The sequence below is a fragment of the Luteibacter sp. genome (assembly GCF_035539195.1).
Taxonomy (GTDB): Bacteria; Pseudomonadota; Gammaproteobacteria; order Xanthomonadales; family Rhodanobacteraceae; genus Luteibacter.
In genome coordinates, this window is record NZ_DATLIW010000039.1 from 1 (window position 1) to 17,204 (window position 17,204).

A 17,204-nucleotide genomic window follows, 5' to 3' on the forward strand; every position below is an offset into this window, starting at 1 on the left:
CGGGCGCAGGTCGAAGTGCTTGCGGATCAGCTTCTCGATCTTCTCGTCGGGAATCTTGCCGGTCCCGAAGGTGGTCACCGAGATCGAGGTCGGCTCGGCGACGCCGATGGCGTAGCTGACCTGGATTTCGCAACGGTCGGCGAGGCCGGCCGCGACGATGTTCTTGGCGACGTAACGCGCGGCGTAGGCTGCCGAACGGTCGACCTTGGACGGATCCTTGCCGGAGAACGCGCCGCCGCCGTGACGGGCCCAGCCGCCGTAGGTGTCGACGATGATCTTGCGACCGGTCAGGCCGCAATCGCCCACCGGGCCGCCGATGACGAACTTGCCGGTCGGGTTGATGTGGAACTTGGTGCCCTTGTGCAGCAGCTTCGCCGGCAGCACGGGCTTGAGGATCAGCTCGCGCACACCTTCGATCAGGTCCTTCTGCTTCACGTCCGGATCGTGCTGGGTGGACAGCACGACGGCGTCGATGGCGACGGCTTCGCCGTTCTCGTAGCGCAGGGTGACCTGGCTCTTCGCGTCCGGGCGCAGCCACGGCAGGGGCGAGTTCTTCTTCTTGCGGACCTTGGTCTGCTGCTCGACGAGGCGATGGGCGTAGTGGATCGCCGCCGGCATGTATTCGGTGGTTTCGTTCGTGGCGTAGCCGAACATCAGGCCCTGGTCGCCGGCGCCCTGTTCTTCGGGCTTCTTGCGATCCACGCCCTGGTTGATATCCGGGGACTGCTTGCCGATGAGGTTCAGCACGCCGCAGGTCTCGCCGTCGAAGCCGACTTCCGAGGAGTCGTAGCCGATGTCGAGGATGACCTTGCGGGTCAGCGCTTCGAGGTCGATCCAGGCGCTGGTGGTGATCTCACCCGCGACGATGGCGACGCCGGTCTTCACCAGCGTCTCGCAGGCAACGCGAGCGCGCGGATCCTGGGCCAGGATGGCGTCCAGAACGGCGTCCGAGATCTGGTCGGCGATTTTGTCCGGATGGCCTTCGGAGACCGACTCGGAGGTGAAGAGGAAGTTGCTCATCGTGGGTATATATCCTTCTTTACGGATAAAGAGATAAATGGGGGCGCGCCATGATACACGGCCTTTGTCGGCTTTGCAGGAAGAAGGGTACGCCCGGGGGGTTACGATTGCATGGACGTTCAGGCGCCCGCGGCCTGGCGGGCTGCCGGGCGGTGGCCGGCAGGAGGCACTTCGGCGGCGACCCGGCCGTTCCGCGCTGGCGCAGGATCGGCGCTGAAGCCGCCCCTGGCGGCCGCGGAGTCAGGCTACGGCGGCACGCCGGGCAGCGGGTCTAGGGGGCAGGGACGACCACGATACGGGAGATTTTCCCGTCCAGGCCATTTCGGTATCGCGCCTGGACGGCCATGTCGCCACTGCTGTACGAGGTGTGAAACGAAGGAATCGTCACACTGCGGCCCTTGAGGTCCTTGAGGACGCGAACCGTGGTGTAGTCGTCGGACCAGTTCCCATTGGGTGAGTCGAATACGGTGAACGTCGTGCCGGCGGGTAACCCGAACAGGCGAGCCGAGCGGGCTTCGTCGTTCTCGCACCCCCGACGGTCTCCACTCTTGAAGTTGATGGTGGCCGCCTCGCCGCCGGGGATGCCGCACACGATGTCCTGGGTCGCCTTGTTGCCTTCGTAGAGGACGATGCCGCCTTGGTTGAGTACGCCGGCAAGCTCGAAAGCATCGCCATGCTGAATGCTGGGGCTCGCCGACGCCGTGAAAATGGTTCATGACGAACAGGCGGGGCCATGATTTTCCCGGGAACGACACCTGCCCGGGTGCCAACGTGTCACTCCAGCGGCTCTTGCACGACGTATCGTGCGTGAAGATGGTCTTGCCCAGCTCCCAGTGGTTTTCCGTCGTACCGCTCCTTGAGGACAGGATGGTGGCCACGCCGCCTGGGAGGGTGTAGCGGCCTGCGTTAGACGTAATCCTCCAGATGGATGGTGACGAGCGCTTGGCGATCGGCGAGAAGGAAGGGCACGATCTCGCCGTTGAGGTGCGTGGCCAGGGGCTGGCCCACAAGGAAGCATGACCCGTGGCAGGCCCTGACCCTGCCCTGGTATTCGTGCAGGTCCAGCGACAAGCCGCGCACGCCATCGAGCAGCTGCTGGGAAATGCTCTTGCTCTGGTTAGGGAAAGGAAACCAGGTATTGAACGCGTTGTGGGCGGTGACCCAGGTGTATTGGTCGAAACGGCGATCCAGGTCATGCACATACTGGCGCTCTCCCGCCGTGACGTGCGCGCTTGCGAGGGCAAGCAGCACGGCGAATCCTTTCTTGCTCATGTCACGCTCCTTCCGATGGGGCGCTTAGGTTAGGAGCTTGTACGCCGCTACTCCGTCAGAAAAAGGTGGGTCGACGCCCAGGTTTTTAACTTGGACGCGCGTCAGTCAACGCCGACGCGCGTGCATGCACGCAAGCCGGCCGTCGCCACGGAAGCGGCTCCCCCACGCAGGGGGAGCCGCCTGGTGTCAGGCCGTTGCGGCCAATCGCTCGCGGGCCGCCCTGGCCACCGCGACCATGCCCTTCAGGGCCTCGGATACCTCGGGCCAGCCACGGGTCTTCAGGCCGCAGTCGGGGTTCACCCAGAGCTGGTCGGGACGGAGTACCTGGAGGGCACGGGCCAGCAGGTCGGCCATTTCGGCCTGGGTGGGCACGCGCGGCGAGTGGATGTCGTAGACGCCGGGGCCGATGCCGTTGGGGTACTGGAAGCGGGTGAAGGCGTCGAGCAGCTCCATGCGCGAGCGGCTGGTCTCGATCGAGATCACGTCGGCATCCATCGCGGCGACGGCCTCGATGATGTCGTTGAACTCCGAGTAGCACATGTGCGTGTGTACCTGGGTGGCATCGCTGACCCCGCCCGCCGTGATGCGGAAAGCGTCGACCGCCCAGGCAAGGTAGGCGTCCCAGTCGGCGCGACGCAGCGGCAGGCCTTCGCGTAGTGCCGGTTCGTCGATCTGCACGATGCCGATGCCTGCCTTCTCAAGGTCGTGGACCTCGTCGCGCAGGGCGAGGGCGATCTGCCGGCACACCTCCGAACGCGGCAGGTCGTCGCGGACGAAGGACCATTGCAGCATCGTCACCGGTCCGGTCAGCATGCCCTTCATGGGCCTGTCGGTGAGCGACTGGGCGTAGGTCGACCATGCCACGGTCATCGGCGCGGGACGCGCGACGTCGCCGTAGATGATCGGCGGCTTGACGCAACGCGAGCCGTAGCTTTGCACCCAGCCGAGCGAAGTGAACGCATAGCCGGCGAGCTGCTCGCCGAAGTACTCGACCATGTCGTTGCGCTCGGGCTCGCCGTGGACCAGTACGTCGATGCCGGCATCTTCCTGGAAGCGCACGACACGCCGGACTTCATCCCGAAGCATGGCCGTATAGGCATCGTCTTCCAGCTTGCCCGAGCGATGCGCGGCGCGGGCGATACGCAGGTCGTCGGTCTGTGGAAACGACCCAATGGTGGTTGTCGGCAGGTCGGGCAGGTCGTATCGCTCACGCTGAACGGCGGCGCGGAAGGCAAAGGCGGAGCGACGCTGGCCGAACTGTGGCGTGAGCTGGCGCACCCGGGCGCGCACATCGGCACGGACGACATCCCCGGAGGTCTGCCGGCTGGCCACGACCTCATGCTGGCGGGTCAGGGTTTTCTGCGCGGCCTCATGGCCGGCGACCGCATCGGCATAGCGACGCAGTTCGGCGATCTTCTGCCGTGCGAACGACAGCCACCCGGCGAGGTGGGCAGGCAGGTGCTTCTCTTCGGCAAGATCGATCGGCACGTGAAGCAGCGAGCAGGAGGTCGACAACCACAAGCGATCGTCGCCGAGACGAGCGAGCAGGCGGTCCACGCGCGGAAGGACCGTCGCCGGATCGCTCAGCCAGATGTTACGGCCGTCCAGCACGCCGGCGGAAAGCACGCGGTCGGTGGGCAGCGCGTCGAGCACGGCATCCAACTGCTCGGGCGCGCGGGCGAGATCCACGTGCAGGCCGGCGACCGGCAGCGCCGCGGCCAGCTCGAGGTTGGCGCCGAGCTCGCCGAAGTAGGTGGCCAGCAGCACACGAACGCGACCGTGCGCGGCGATGGCCGCGTAGCTGCGCCGGAAGGCCTCGCGCCAAGGCGCGTCCAGGTCGAGCACGAGGGTGGGTTCGTCCACCTGCACCCAGTCGGCACCGACATCCGCGAGGGCGTCCACCACGCCGAGCCATGCCGGCAGCAGGGCATCGAGCAGAGCCAGCGGATCGCTGCCGTCGACGGTCTTCGACAGACGCAGGAAACTGACCGGGCCCAGCAGGACGGGGCGGGCGACATGCCCGGCGGCGACGGCCTCACGGTATTCGGCGACCACTTTTTCCGGATGGGCAGCAAAGGCTTGTCCCGCCTCGAGTTCCGGCACGATGTAGTGATAGTTCGTGTCGAACCACTTGGTCATCTCCAAGGCATGCAGGTCGACCTTGCCGTCCTGGTGGCCGCGGGCCATGGCGAAGTAGCCGGCAAGGGCGTTGTGGCGGGTGAGTTCGCGGTAGCGCGCCGGGATCGCGTCGACCGACACGGCGGCGTCGAGCACATGGTCGTAGAGGGAGAAGTCGTTCACCGGGACGCTGTCCGCCCCGGCGTCGCGGGCGAGCTTCCAATGACGCTGGCGCAGTTCGCGGGCGACCGCTAGCAGCTCGTCGGCCTGGGTTTCTCCCTTCCAGTGGCTCTCGAGGGCGCGCTTGAGTTCGCGGCGTCGGCCGATGCGGGGGAAGCCCGGGTAAGTTACGTGTGGCATGGATGATTCCTCTTCGTGGCAAAGAGGAGGGAAGGGCGGCTGGACGCGAACGCACGCGGGCTACCGCGGCGAGCGCGGCAGGCAGGAGGGCGTCATGCGGCTAGCCGTCGACCTTCGCCCCCGCGGGCGAACCGGAGGCCGCCCTTGGCAAGGCGGCTGTCCAGGTCGGACGGAGCGCCCGCGCCCATGACGGCGCGTTCGTTCCGGTCGGCGGCAGGTCTTCGGGCTCGTGGATGTGGCACCTGGCCGGTGCCGCCTTGCTCGTCGCTTCCCGGATCCGATCGATCCAGTGCCTGTGACGGGGTCGTCTCCACATACCGCTGCGGGGCAGCGCCGGATTCCCACCGGCTTCCCTCTTCGCTTTATCTTTCTATTCGAATAAAGAGATAAAGACCGCTGACGGGCGGAAAATTAGCCGTATGGACGCCCAAAGTCAATCGGCGACGATGCATCGCCTCGACATCCGGGCGGCGAGGATGGAACCACACCAAGGAGCGCGGCATGAGCGGAAGGCATATCGTGATGGCGACCGTCGGTTCGCAGGGCGACCTGTTTCCTTTTCTCGCCGTCGGCCGGGAACTGGGCCAGCGGGGGTATCGCGTCACCATCGGCGCCCACGGCATCCATCGTGGTGCGGTGGCGGAGGCCGGCCTCGACTTCGTGCTGGCCAGCGGCATCGCCGAGCCCGAGGACAAGGCGGCGTTCGCCGCACGCGCCTTCCACCCCTGGCGCGGACCGCGTTTCGTCGTCCGCGACCTCGCCGCCGCCGACGTCGCCAGCAGCTACGCGGCGCTGGCACCGGTCTGTGTCGATGCCGACGCCATCGTGACCTCCACCCTGGCCTTCGCCGGGCAGATTCTCGGCGAGACGCGGCGTATCGCGTGGCTGTCGGCGGCGCTATCGCCAGCCGTCTTCCTTTCGGCCTTCGATCCGCCCGCGACCGGCATCGACGGGCTGGACCGCTTCCTGCGTTCGTCGCCCCGACGGGGAGCCTGGGTGCGCCGTATCGGCGAGACCGTCACGTCGCCGTGGACCCAGGCGGTGCGCCGCTTCCGGCAATCGTTGGGGCTGGCACCGGTGTCCGTATGGGGCGATCCGTTCCATCGCGGCCAACACGCGCGTGACGGCGTGCTGGCGATGTATTCGCCGCTGCTGGGGCGGCCGCCACAGGATGCGCCCGCGCACACCGTGGTGACCGGGTATTGCCGCTACACGCCGTCCGCCGATGTGCTTGCCGCCGAACTCGCGGGGTTTCTCGACGCCGGCGACGCACCGCTGGTGTTCACGCTGGGCTCGGCCGCGGTGCATGCCGGCGAGACCTTTCTGCACGAGAGCATCGCGGCCACGACGGCCCTGAATCGACGCGCGGTCTTGCTGACAGGCTCACCGGAGATGCGTGCGCGCCTGCCTGCCCTGCTGCCTGCCGGCGTGTTCGCGGCCGACTATGCGCCGCATGGCGCCTTGTTCGCACGCGCGGCAGCGGTCGTCCATCACGGCGGCATCGGGACCACGCAGGAAGCGCTGCGTGCCGGCTGTCCGCAGTTGGTCGTGCCACACGGCTTCGATCAACCGGACAACGCGGCGCGCGTGGTTCGCCTTGGCGTGGGCGATGTGTTGCCGGCGGCGCGCTATCGCGCCGACATGGCCGCAACGAAGCTGCGCGCTCTGCTGAGTGATGACGGTGTGGCGGCGCGAGCCCGGCGCGCCGCTGTGGTGATTCGTGCGGAGCACGGCGCGCGCGTCGCCGCGGATGGGATCGAACAGGCGATCGCCCGGCGCTGAGGCGACGCCTGCCGAGCGACGACGCCCCGCGATCACGCCGCGACGTTGGTCTCGACGCCATACCGCGATGCCGGCACCGACTTCGACAGCTCCGGGAACAGCGCGCGCCGCGCGGCTTCCAGCCCGTCGACCAGCGCCGTCGTCTCCACGGAGGGAATCGTCACCAGCTCACCCGCATCGAAACCGGCGAGCGATGCATCGACCATGTCCTCGGCGCTCATCACCCAGTCCTTCGGCAGGTTCTCGACCGCCGAGCCGGCGACCGGCCAGAAGTCCGTCGCGGTAGCACCCGGCAACACGGCCTGCACCTTGACGCCCTTGTCGGCCAGCTCATGGTGCATCGACTGGGTCAGGGCCAGGACGAACGCCTTGCTGCCGCCGTACACGCCGTTCAGCAGCTCCGGCGCGATCGCGACGATGGAGGAGATGTTGACGACCGCGCCGTTGCCGCGCGCGACGAAGCCCGGGACGGCCGCGTACGCCAGGCGCGTCGGTGCGGTCACGTTGAGGGCGATGAGGTCGGTCATCTTGCCGACATCCGCTTGCAGCAGCGGCGCCGTCGCGCCGACCCCGGCGTTGTTGACCAGCAAGGTGAGGTCGGTGACTTCACCGATCAGCTGCTCGACGCGCCGGAGGTCGACATCGAGCGTGAGGTCGGCGGCAAGGATACGGACGTCGCGGCCGGTGGACTTCGCGATGTGCTTCGCCAGCGCGTCCAGCTTGTCCTTGCTACGCGCGACGAGGATCAGATCGTAGCCCCGACGCGCGAGCCGGTCGGCGTAGACGGCGCCGATGCCGGAGGAGGCGCCAGTAACGAGTGCTGTTCCGAACGTCTTTGTGCTCATGATCGTGTTTCCTAGATTGTGTGTGTATGCACTATTGCAGACAAAAAAAGGTCAGCCCATCTGGCCCATGCGATGAAAGGCTTGGCGCGCCGCCTCGGCGGCGGATTCGCCGCCGAACTTCGTAACGAATTCGGTCTGGGCTTGCGCCCACAGTTCGCCCGCCTGGGCAGACTTCGCCAAGCCGGCGGGGGTGAGCACGTAGACGTTCTGCCGTGGATCCTCGGCCGAAGCGGCAACGGCGACCAGACCATCGCGCTGCAGGGGCTTGAGCGCGCGGACCAGACTGGTCCGGTCCATGACCATTTCCTCGGCCAGATCGCGCATGCCGATTCCCGGTCGGTCCTCGAGCGCCACCAGAATCGAGAACTGCGAACTGGTCAGGCCACTGGGTGCCAGATGGCGCTCGTACGAACGGGTCAATGCTCGCGCCGCCTGACGGGCGGCGAAGCAGTTGCAGAAGTCGTTGCGGGTAGCCATGGGCACATCATGATCGTGCATACGCACACATGTCAAGCGGCTACTCGAAGCCGGCCACGGGGTGGGGGCCGTAGGCGCTCTCCAGCGTCGCCGTCTCTTCAGCGGACAGCACGAGGTCGATCGCGGCGACGGCGTCGTCCAGGTGGTGTGGCTTCGAGGCGCCGACGATCGGCGCGGTGACACCGGCACGATGCGCAACCCAGGACAGGGCCACCTGCGCGCGCGGTACGCCGCGCTGCTCGGCGACTTTCTTCACCGCCTCGACGATGGCCCGGTCCGAGTCCTCGGTCGCGTTGTACAGCGTGCGCCCGAAGACGTCGCTCTCCTGCCGCGTGCTGCTCACGTCCCAGTCGCGGGTGAGGCGTCCGCGCGCAAGCGGGCTCCACGGCAGTACGGCGATGCCCTGGTCTTCGCAGAACGGGATCATCTCGCGCTCCTCTTCGCGCTGGAGCAGGTTGTAGTGGTCCTGCATGCTGGCGAACTCGGTCCATCCATGTAGCCGGGAGGTGTAGACCATCTTCGCGAACTGCCATGCGTACATCGACGACGCGCCGAGATAACGCACCTTGCCGGCCTTCACCACGTCGTGCAGCGCTTCCAGGGTCTCCTCGACCGGCGTGGTGTGATCCGCGCGGTGGATCTGCAAGAGGTCGATGTAATCCGTGCCCAGCCGCGAGAGGCTGTCGTCCACGGAGTGGAAGATCGCCTTGCGCGACAGGCCGCCGCCGTTCGGTCCCTTGCGCCAGTGGAAGAACGTCTTCGTGGCGATCACGACTTCGTCCCGCCGCGCGAAGTCCTTCAGGGCCCGACCGACGATTTCTTCCGACGTGCCGTCCGAGTAGGCGTTCGCGGTATCGAAGAAGTTGATGCCCAGGTCCAGCGCTTTGCGAATGAAGGGCCGGCTGCTTTCTTCGTCCAGTGTCCACGCGTGGTTGCCGCGCTCGGGCACGCCGTAAGTCATGCAACCCAGGACCAGCGGGGAAATGTCGAGGCCGGTACGGCCGAGTTTCACGTAGCGCATGGGGAACTCCGGTGAGGACTGCCCGGAAGTGTGATCCCTAAAGCGGGTGGGTGAAATGAAACTTCGTTAATCTCGCCCGGGCGCCTCCTGCGAAGCGCCCCCTTGAAACCTGCCACAGCCTCCCTAACTTAGCGTGCAGCAAAGACGCGACGCCCTTGCCGGCCCTCACCGGCCAGGCGTAGCATTTGCCCCTCACCAAGAGAGCCCGGCCATGTTCCGCTGCAAGCATGATTTGATGTCCGTCACACCGATCGCCCCATGGGCGCGTCGCGGGTGCGCGCGTCCCATGCCTGGCGGAGTGTCGTTCACGTAACGGCACCCTGGCCTCGAAGAACACCGACAGCACCCGCAAGGGTGCTTTTTTTTGTCTCGAAATCTGCAAGTCCCTGCCGGAGAAACGTGCCATGAAGATCAGCCGCGACCCTCGATCCTGACCGTCCCGCTCAGCCAGGGGCGGCGGTAACAGGATCGGGGAGTGCCTCGCTCGACGAATGCATCGAGCCCCTGGCGACCCCATCAGGAACCGTTAGCCATGAGTACCACCATTCGCGAAAGCAGCATCCCCGTCGGCCGTTGGCGCAACCTCGGCATCATTGCGCACGTCGATGCCGGCAAGACCACGCTCACAGAGCGTCTGCTCTACAAGACCGGCACGATTCATCGCACCGGTGAAGTGCACGACGGCGCCACCACCACCGATCACATGGAACTCGAGCGCGAGCGTGGTATCACGATCGGCGCCGCGGCCGTGCGCGCCAACTGGACGCCCGAAGGCGGCCAGCCCCACCGCCTGACCCTGATCGATACCCCTGGCCACATCGACTTCGCCATCGAAGTGGAGCGTTCGCTGCGCGTGCTCGACGGCGCCGTGACCGTGTTCTCGGGCGTTGCCGGCGTGCAGCCGCAATCGGAAACCGTCTGGCACCAGGCGCGTCGCCATGGCGTGCCGCTGATGGCCTTCGTCAACAAGATGGATCGCCCTGGCGCGGACTTCGATGCCGTCGTCGCGCAGATGCGCGACAAGCTCGGCGCGAATCCGTGGGTGGTCGCGCGTCCGATCGTCGAAGGCGAACACATGACCGGTCTGGTCGACCTCGTCGGCGAGCGCATCTGGCGCTTCGACGATGCCGGTGTGCCGAGCATCCATCCCTGGGATGACGCCGAACGCGCCGCCCACGCGGAAGCGCGTGCCGACCTCGTCGCCGCGGTGGCGGACCGTGACGAAACGCTGGCCGAACTCTGGCTCGCCGATCAGACGATCGACGCGGCCACGCTCACCGCTGCCTTGCGTCGTGGCACGCTGGCGCGCGCCGGTTCCCCGGTGTTGCCGGGCTCGGCGTTCCGCAATGTCGGTATCGAACCCTTGCTCGACGCCTTCATCGCCTACCTGCCGTCGCCACTGGATCGTCCCGCCGTGGTCGCGCATACCGACAAGGGCGACGTCATGGTCGCGCCCGACGCGAATGCGCCGCTGGCCGCGCTCGTCTTCAAGGTGGTCAACCAGGCGCATGGTCCGCTGGCTTTCGTGCGCGTGTACTCGGGCCGCCTGCACGTGGGCGATGCGGTATGGCGCAGTGGCACGGATCGCGTGCAGCGCGTCGGCCGTCTTGCCGTCGTGCGCGCCGAAGACACCGAGGCGGTCGAGGCTGCCGAAGCGGGTGACATCGTCGCGATTGCCGGCTGGAAGGATGTCGCTACCGGCGAAACGCTTGCCGATTCGCATCATCCACTGCGCCTGGAAACGATCCAGGCGCAGCCAGCGGTGCTCTCGTGGCGACTCTCGCCCGAACGCTCTGCCGACCTGCTCAAGCTCGGCAACGGGCTCGCGCGCCTCGCGCAGGAGGATCCGTCCTTCCGCGTGGGCACGGATCCGGATACCGGCGAGACGCTGGTCTGGGGCATGGGCGAACTCCATCTGGAAGTGATGGTGGAGCGCCTGCGTCGCGAGTGGGGTGTGCAAGTGCGCACCGGTTCGCCGCGCGTGGCCTATCAGGAAACGCCGGCGTCGGCCTCGGGCCCGGTGGAAGGCAAACTGGCCAAACAGACGGGCGGCAGTGGCCAGTATGCACGGGTGGTGCTTTCGGTCACGCCGACCGGCGAGGACAGCAACCGCTTCGAGGACAAGACCACCGGTGGCGTCATTCCGAAGCCGTTCCAACCGGCGGTGGAGAAAGGGGCGTTGTCGGCCCTGCTCGAAGGTCCGCGCGGTTACCCCGTGGTCGGTGCCCATGTCGTGGTCACGGACGGCCAGGCGCATGCGGTGGACTCCAACGAGATGGCTTTCCATCGTGCCGCGCAGCTCGGCGTGAAGGCCGCGCTCGAAGCGACCGGTACGGTGCTGCTGGAGCCGGTGATGCGCGTCTCGGTGAGTTCGCCGGGTTCGGCGGTGGGCGACCTGCTGGGCGACCTGCAGCGTCGTGGCGGGCAGATCGTCAACCTGACCGACACGCAGGAGCGCACGGAGATCGAAGCCGATGTTCCGCTCGCTCAACTGGAAGGCTACAGCACGGCGTTGCGCTCCCTCAGCCAGGGACGCGCCTCGGCGACGGTCGCCTTCCACGCTTACCGGCCGGCAGCGGTGCAGGAGGCGTCGCGCAGGAGCGCGTAAGGCATCGCCGCTGAAGCGGCTCCCACAGGGGGCAGGTGGCAGGTGGCAGGTGGCAAGTGGCAAGTAGCAAGTAGCAGGTGGCAGGTGGCAGGTGGCAAGTAGCAGGTGGCAAGTAGCAGGTAGCAAGTGGCAAGTGGCAAGTGGCAAGTGGCAAGTAGCAGGTAGCAGGTGGCAAGTAGCAGGTAGCAAGTAGCAAGTAGCAAGTAGCAAGTAGCAAGTAGCAGGTAGCAGGTAGGTAGGTGGTAGGTGGCAGGCTCCCACAGGAGCATGGAGCAGCATCACGGCACTCCGGCTGTACTGTGGGAGCCGATTCATCGGCGATGGGTGCTGGCGACACGAGCCCATTGCCGCCAAAGCGGCTGCTATCCGGCACCACGCTGCCGGGTTACGCTTCGCCCATGATCTCCTACCCCGATGCCCTTGCCCGGTTGCTGGGCGAAGCCGCCGCTCTCGATAGCGAGCGCGTCGACCTTGCGTTCGCATCGGACCGTTTCCTCGCACGCGACATCGTCAGTCCGCACGCGTTACCCGGCTTCGACAATGCCGCCATGGACGGTTACGCCGTCCGTGCGAACGGCGAGACGCTTCCCGCGGATTCGACCTACGCCATCGCCGCCATGCATGCGGCGGGCGACGACACCTATGATTACCCCGACGCGGAGGCATGCGAGATCGCCACTGGTGCGCGCATGCCCGCGGGCTTCGACACCGTCGTCCCCGTGGAGCGCACGGAACGCCATGGCGATCGTGTGCGCTTCACCGTGGAAGAACGACGCGGCCAGAACGTGCGCCACGCAGGCAGCGACATACGAGCGGGCGAAGTGGCCTTGCCCGCAGGGCGGTGCGTCGATCCGGCGGCGATCATGCTGCTCGCCGCGCTCGGCGTCGATCGCATCGATGTGCTGCGCCGGCCGCGTGTCGCCATCGTCAACACCGGCAGCGAGCTCAACGACGGCGGGCCGTTGCCCCTTGCCGGCATCCATGATTCGAACGGACCCTTCCTCGCGGCGAGTCTTTCCCGCTGGGGTGCGGAGCTCGTTGGACGCACGCGGGTGCCCGATCATGGCGAGGCCTTTCATATCGCCGTCCGCGATGCGCTGGCGCGACATGCCGACCTGATCGTCACCACCGGCGCGGTCTCGGCAGGCCGCTTCGACTTTGTCCCTGCCGCGCTCTGCGCTCTTGGCGCCCGCGAACTCTTCCACAAGGTCGCCATCCGACCCGGCAAACCCTTGCTCGCCGCACGCTTCGACCATGGGCCGCTTGTCGTTGCCTTGCCGGGCAACCCGATCGCCGTGGCGGTGGGCTATCGATTTTTCGTCGCCCCGATCCTGCGGGCGATGGCGGGATTGCCACCGGAGCGGCCTTTTCGCGCGCGCCTGGACGCCGTGCCGGACGTACGTGAGGGCATGCAGCATTTCGGTCTGGGCGAGCTCTTTCACGACGAGTCCGGTCTTCCGGTCGCGCGCATGACCCCTGCGCAGGCCGCGTATCGCATCCTGCCGTATACGCGCGCCAACGTCTGGCTGTCCGCGACCGATAGTTACACGGAGGTCGTCGACGCATGGCCGCTCGATCCCACGGACGCAGCATGATCGTCGGCCTGATCCTCGCCGGCGGCTTGTCGTCGCGCATGGGCGAGGACAAGGCGCTGCTGGCGATCGATGGCGTGACGATGCTCCGGCGCACGGCATCCATCCTGCGCAACCTCGGCGCCGGACTCGTGGCGGTCAGTGGTTCGCGTCCGGGCGGTGTTCCGGATCGATGGCCGCACGCGGGTCCCGTCGGTGGCATGGCCAGTGCCGCGGAGGTCCTTCCCGACGGCGAGTTGCTCGTGGTGCCCGTGGACATGCCGAAGCTTGGCCCCGCGGTGCTCCTGCCCCTGCTGGCGGAGCGCACGTTATCGGCAACGCGCTGGGCGGGTCATCCCCTGCCGATGCGGATCACCCTCGACGCCGGCACGCGCGACGCGCTCGCCACGCTGATGACGGCGACGGGACGCGATCGCTCGGTCTCCGCCTTGCAGGCGCGCGTCGGCGCGACCACACTGCCGCTGGACGGCCTGGATCCGTTGCTCCTGGCCAACTGCAACACCCCTGACGAATGGCGCGAGGCGAACGCATGAGGGTACAGCTGGAGAACGACACGGTCCGCGTCCGAATCGACGAGGACGAACTGGGCGAACTGCTCGGCAACGTCGCCCTGCTGGGCTCGACCGCCTTCGGCAAGGCCTTCGTCATGCGTTATTCGGTCGACGCCACCGATGCGCCCTCATGCACGCTCGAAGGCAATGCCCACGAATGGCGCCTGAAGGTGCCGGTGAGCGAACTGTCCGCACTGCAGTCGCGCCTGCCCAGCAAGGACGGCCTTGTCTTCGATATCCCGGGGCACGACACGGTCGCCACCACGGTGCGTTTCGATGTCGACGTCAAGGACAGCCTGCGCCGTCGACGCAACTGAGGCGCTCGCGGCGCTCGCTCAGATGATCCGCTGCGGCCGGCTATAGACATTGAACCGCCCGGGCCGGGCGAAGCCGATCAGGGTCACGCCGCAATCGGCCGCCAGATGCACCGCCAGCGCCGTGGGCGCCGATATCGCGACGACGATCGTGATGCCGGCCACGGCCGCCTTGGTCACCATTTCATAACTGGCGCGGCTGGTGATCACCACGAAGCCGTCATCGACATCGATGTGCGCCGTGCTCATCGCCCCGATCAGCTTGTCCAAAGCGTTGTGGCGACCGACATCTTCTCGCACGCAGACGAGGGCGCCATCGGGTAGCGCCCATGCCGCCGCGTGAACCGAACCGGTGAAGGCGTTGATCGGCTGCGCCGCACGCAGGGACTCCAGTGCTCGTTCGATCGCGTCGCAGCCGATGGTCGGGCCGGTGCCCACGGGGTCCGGATGACGCACCACATCCTCGAGCTCACGGCTGCCACAGATGCCGCAGCCGCTGCGACCCGGGAGCAGCCGTTCCCGGGGGGAGTGGGCTTCGGCACTGAAGTCGCCGCTGAAGCGACTCCCGCAGGTCTTCGCGGTGCGGATGTTGACGGTGATGCCTTCCAGCACCTCCTGCACGTCGATCCGTTCGATCTCCTCGACCGCGCCGACCATGCCTTCGGTCAACGCGAACCCACGTGCGAAATCCTCGAGATCGTTCGGTGTCGCCATCATCACCGCGAAGGGCTCGCCGTCGACATGCATCGCGACAGGCACTTCTTCCGCGAGGCGATCGTCATCCGGCGTCGCGATGCCGCGCTCGACGCGCAGTACCGGCCGCGCGGCCGACCCTTTCGGTGGCTGTCGCTCAGCTGGCATACGCGGCGCGCGCCTTCGGTTTCGCGAGGTGGGGCAGGGCCGAGACGGTGATCCGTACCGGCACCGACTTGTACGCCGGCGTGCCCGATCGCCGGTCGTGGCTTTCCAGGGCGATGAGGGCGTTGCCTTCGGGGTAGTACATCGCCACGGAGCCTTCGGCGATGTCGTATTCCACGGCGACGAAGCCGTCCACGGCGCGCCGTCTGCCGTCGGCGGCGTTGACGCCGGTGGCGACGACGTCGATGCGGTCGCCGTGCTTGAGGCCGCGCGCGGCCAGATCGTTCGCGTGCATGAAGATCACATCGCGCCTGCCGGTGACGCCGCGATAACGGTCGTTCAAGCCGTAGATCGTGGTGTTGTACTGGTCGTGCGAACGAATCGTCGTCAGCATCAGCTCGCCGTCGCCCGGCAACGGATCCTCGTCGAGGCCGCGTGCGAGAAGGAACTGCGCACGCTTGTCCGGTGTCGCCCAATCGCGTTCGCTCGCCGCCACGCGCAGGCGGAAGCCGCCCGGCTGGCGCACACGTCGGTTGAAGTCGAAGAAGATCGGGAACACTTTCTCGATGTCGTCGCGAATCAGGTTGTAATCGCCGACCAGTCGATCCCAGTCCACCCGCGTGTGCGGAAGCGTCGCCTTGGCGATGCCGCCGACGATCCACGGCTCCGAACGCAAGTGTTCGGACGCGGGAGAAAGGCTGCCGGCCGACGCGTGCACCATCGACATCGAATCTTCCACGGTCACCGATTGCGCACCCGTCGCTTGCACATCCAACTCGGTGCGGCCCAGGCAGGGCAGGATGAAGGACTGCTTCGCGAGGATGAGATGCGAGCGGTTGAGCTTGGTCGCGATGTGCACGGCCAGGTCCAGCCCCCGCATCGCTTCGAAGGTTTCTTCCGTATCCGGCATCGCCACGGCGAGGTTCCCGCCAAGGGCGACCAGCGCCTTCGAGCGACCGTCACGAATGGCGATGACCGCAGCGACCGCATCGTGTCCATGCGCCACGGGCGGCTCGAAGCCGTAGGTGGCACGGATGCCGTCGTTGAGTTCCGCGTTCGGCTTTTCGGAGATGCCGACCGTGCGATCGCCCTGCACGTTGCTGTGCCCACGTAACGGGCAGATGCCGGCGCCCTGGCGGCCGATGTTGCCGCGCAGGAGGAGCAGGTTGGCGATCTGCTGCACGTTCTCGGTGCCATGCGCGTGCTGGGTGATCCCCATGCCGTAGCAGACGATGACACGCTTGGCCTTGGCATAGATATCTGCAGCGGATTCGATCTCGGCGCGGGTCAGCCCGGACTTCGCTTCGATGGCCTCCCAGCTCGTCGCGTCGACGTCGTCGACGAGCGCTTCGTAACCGGTGGTGTTCGCCTCGATGAAGTCGCGATCGATGACGCCGGGCAGGCCTGCGGCGATCGCCAGCCGGTCGGCCGCCAGCAGGTATTTCATCATGCCCTTGAGCACGGCCACGTCGCCGCCGATCTTCAGCTTGTAGTACGTCGAAGCGATACGCACCGAGCTGTTGGTGAGCATCTCGACCGGATGCTGCGGCGAGGTGAAACGCTCCAGGCCGCGCTCGGGCAGCGGATTGAGCACGACGATCGGCACCCCGCGCAGCGAGGCCTCGCGCAGCGTCGACAGCATGCGTGGATGATTGGTGCCGGGATTGTGGCCAATGCAGAAAATGGCATCGCAATGGTCGAAATCCTCCAGCGACACGGTGCCCTTGCCCGAGCCGATCGACTTCGGCAGGCCCACGCTGGTGGCTTCGTGGCACATGTTCGAGCAGTCGGGAAAATTGTTCGTGCCGAATTCCCTAACGAACAGCTGGTACAGGAAGGCGGCTTCGTTCGAGGCGCGTCCGGAGGTGTAGAACTCCGCCATGTCGGGGTTGGGCAGGGCGCGCAAGGCCTCGCCGATGCGACGGAAGGCTTCGTCCCAGGCGATGGGCTGGTAGGTATCGCTGGCACGGTCGTACGCCATGGGATGAGTGATTCGCCCCAGGCCTTCGAGCGTGTAATCGGTGAGGTTCCACAGATCCGCCACCGTGTTCTTCGCGAAGAACTCCGGCTTGACCCGCTTGGACGTGGCCTCCCAGGTCACCGCCTTGGCTCCGTTCTCGCAGAACTCGAACGAGGAGGTTTCCTTCGGATCGGGCCAGGCGCACCCCGGGCAGTCGAAACCGGCCGGCTGATTCATCCGGTGCAGGGCGAGCGTCTCGCGGCCGAAGGCCAGTTGCCCGCTGATGGCACGCGCCACGGCGCCCAGGGCGCCCCAACCGCCTGCGGCAGCGTCGTAGTCGGAAACGCCCGGAACCTCCGGAAGGTCTTTCTCGCTCATGGCCTGGCCCGATCTTTGTACCTGACGCCAATCCTAAACGGGACAGCG

14 protein-coding genes and 1 riboswitch are annotated in these 17,204 nt (G+C 66.8%); of the genes, 5 read left to right on the top strand and 9 right to left on the bottom strand.

Annotated features, from left to right (window positions below; translation table 11 throughout):
* The 4 genes from metK to metE form a co-directional block, all read right to left on the bottom strand.
* On the bottom strand, positions 1–1,020 hold a 1,020-nt coding region (gene metK / locus VM621_RS16905), incomplete at its 3' end, for a methionine adenosyltransferase (protein ID WP_325470133.1).
* A 271-nt stretch (positions 1,021–1,291) separates the two neighbouring features.
* Entirely contained in the window at positions 1,292–1,612 is a 321-nt protein-coding gene (locus VM621_RS16910) for a hypothetical protein (protein WP_325470134.1), read from the bottom strand.
* 314 nt (positions 1,613–1,926) lie between these two features.
* Positions 1,927–2,292 (bottom strand): hypothetical protein, encoded by a 366-nt coding sequence (locus VM621_RS16915; protein ID WP_325470135.1) that lies wholly within the window; start codon positions 2,290–2,292, stop codon positions 1,927–1,929.
* A gap of 186 nt (positions 2,293–2,478) precedes the next feature.
* Positions 2,479–4,770, bottom strand: coding sequence for a 5-methyltetrahydropteroyltriglutamate--homocysteine S-methyltransferase (metE, locus tag VM621_RS16920; RefSeq protein WP_325470136.1), 2,292 nt, complete (start codon positions 4,768–4,770; stop codon positions 2,479–2,481).
* 195 nt (positions 4,771–4,965) lie between these two features.
* Positions 4,966–5,183: riboswitch (cobalamin riboswitch) on the bottom strand.
* An 88-nt stretch (positions 5,184–5,271) separates the two neighbouring features.
* Between metE and VM621_RS16925 the strand changes: the two genes are divergently transcribed.
* Positions 5,272–6,552, top strand: coding sequence for a glycosyltransferase (locus VM621_RS16925; RefSeq protein ID WP_325470137.1), 1,281 nt, complete (start codon positions 5,272–5,274; stop codon positions 6,550–6,552).
* A 32-nt stretch (positions 6,553–6,584) separates the two neighbouring features.
* On the opposite strand, the gene VM621_RS16930 is transcribed toward VM621_RS16925, so the two are convergent.
* From VM621_RS16930 to VM621_RS16940, 3 genes are read right to left on the bottom strand one after another with little or no spacing between them, the layout of a single operon-like run.
* Positions 6,585–7,397 carry an SDR family oxidoreductase gene (locus VM621_RS16930; protein WP_325470138.1) on the bottom strand — a complete coding sequence of 271 codons (813 nt, stop codon included), beginning with the start codon at positions 7,395–7,397 and terminating at the stop codon, positions 6,585–6,587.
* A 51-nt stretch (positions 7,398–7,448) separates the two neighbouring features.
* On the bottom strand, positions 7,449–7,874 hold the full coding sequence (locus VM621_RS16935) for a MarR family winged helix-turn-helix transcriptional regulator (RefSeq protein WP_325470139.1): 426 nt from the start codon (positions 7,872–7,874) through the stop codon (positions 7,449–7,451).
* Between the two features lie 40 nt (positions 7,875–7,914).
* Positions 7,915–8,895 (bottom strand): aldo/keto reductase, encoded by a 981-nt coding sequence (locus VM621_RS16940; RefSeq protein ID WP_325470140.1) that lies wholly within the window; start codon positions 8,893–8,895, stop codon positions 7,915–7,917.
* Between the two features lie 532 nt (positions 8,896–9,427).
* Between VM621_RS16940 and fusA the strand changes: the two genes are divergently transcribed.
* The 4 genes from fusA (at position 9,428) to VM621_RS16960 (ending at position 13,963) form a co-directional block, all read left to right on the top strand.
* Entirely contained in the window at positions 9,428–11,503 is a 2,076-nt protein-coding gene (gene fusA / locus VM621_RS16945; protein ID WP_325470141.1) for an elongation factor G, read from the top strand.
* A gap of 398 nt (positions 11,504–11,901) precedes the next feature.
* Positions 11,902–13,098: a molybdopterin molybdotransferase MoeA gene (locus tag VM621_RS16950; protein ID WP_325470142.1), complete on the top strand. Its 1,197-nt coding sequence runs from the start codon at positions 11,902–11,904 to the stop codon at positions 13,096–13,098.
* Complete coding sequence (gene mobA, locus VM621_RS16955; RefSeq protein WP_325470143.1) at positions 13,068–13,628, top strand: molybdenum cofactor guanylyltransferase; 561 nt, start codon at positions 13,068–13,070, stop codon at positions 13,626–13,628. The genes VM621_RS16950 and mobA overlap by 31 nt, the downstream gene beginning before the upstream one ends.
* Positions 13,625–13,963 (top strand): hypothetical protein, encoded by a 339-nt coding sequence (locus VM621_RS16960; RefSeq protein ID WP_325470144.1) that lies wholly within the window; start codon positions 13,625–13,627, stop codon positions 13,961–13,963. The genes mobA and VM621_RS16960 overlap by 4 nt, the downstream gene beginning before the upstream one ends.
* An 18-nt stretch (positions 13,964–13,981) precedes the next feature.
* Here VM621_RS16960 and fdhD read toward each other — a convergent pair whose 3' ends face one another.
* Both fdhD and VM621_RS16970 read right to left on the bottom strand, forming a co-directional pair.
* Entirely contained in the window at positions 13,982–14,821 is an 840-nt protein-coding gene (gene fdhD / locus VM621_RS16965) for a formate dehydrogenase accessory sulfurtransferase FdhD (protein ID WP_325470145.1), read from the bottom strand.
* Positions 14,811–17,156 (bottom strand): FdhF/YdeP family oxidoreductase, encoded by a 2,346-nt coding sequence (locus VM621_RS16970; protein ID WP_325470146.1) that lies wholly within the window; start codon positions 17,154–17,156, stop codon positions 14,811–14,813. The genes fdhD and VM621_RS16970 overlap by 11 nt, the downstream gene beginning before the upstream one ends.
* Positions 17,157–17,204 lie beyond the last annotated feature (48 nt).

Coding starts and splice junctions, on each gene's coding strand:
- VM621_RS16970 (WP_325470146.1), bottom strand. CDS start 17,156: ATGAGCGAGAAAGACCTTCCGGAGGTTCCGGGCGTTTCCGACTACGAC.
- VM621_RS16915 (WP_325470135.1), bottom strand. CDS start 2,292: ATGAGCAAGAAAGGATTCGCCGTGCTGCTTGCCCTCGCAAGCGCGCAC.
- fusA (WP_325470141.1), top strand. CDS start 9,428: ATGAGTACCACCATTCGCGAAAGCAGCATCCCCGTCGGCCGTTGGCGC.
- fdhD (WP_325470145.1), bottom strand. CDS start 14,821: ATGCCAGCTGAGCGACAGCCACCGAAAGGGTCGGCCGCGCGGCCGGTA.
- mobA (WP_325470143.1), top strand. CDS start 13,068: ATGGCCGCTCGATCCCACGGACGCAGCATGATCGTCGGCCTGATCCTC.
- VM621_RS16930 (WP_325470138.1), bottom strand. CDS start 7,397: ATGAGCACAAAGACGTTCGGAACAGCACTCGTTACTGGCGCCTCCTCC.
- VM621_RS16950 (WP_325470142.1), top strand. CDS start 11,902: ATGATCTCCTACCCCGATGCCCTTGCCCGGTTGCTGGGCGAAGCCGCC.
- VM621_RS16935 (WP_325470139.1), bottom strand. CDS start 7,874: ATGGCTACCCGCAACGACTTCTGCAACTGCTTCGCCGCCCGTCAGGCG.
- VM621_RS16960 (WP_325470144.1), top strand. CDS start 13,625: ATGAGGGTACAGCTGGAGAACGACACGGTCCGCGTCCGAATCGACGAG.
- VM621_RS16925 (WP_325470137.1), top strand. CDS start 5,272: ATGAGCGGAAGGCATATCGTGATGGCGACCGTCGGTTCGCAGGGCGAC.
- VM621_RS16940 (WP_325470140.1), bottom strand. CDS start 8,895: ATGCGCTACGTGAAACTCGGCCGTACCGGCCTCGACATTTCCCCGCTG.
- metE (WP_325470136.1), bottom strand. CDS start 4,770: ATGCCACACGTAACTTACCCGGGCTTCCCCCGCATCGGCCGACGCCGC.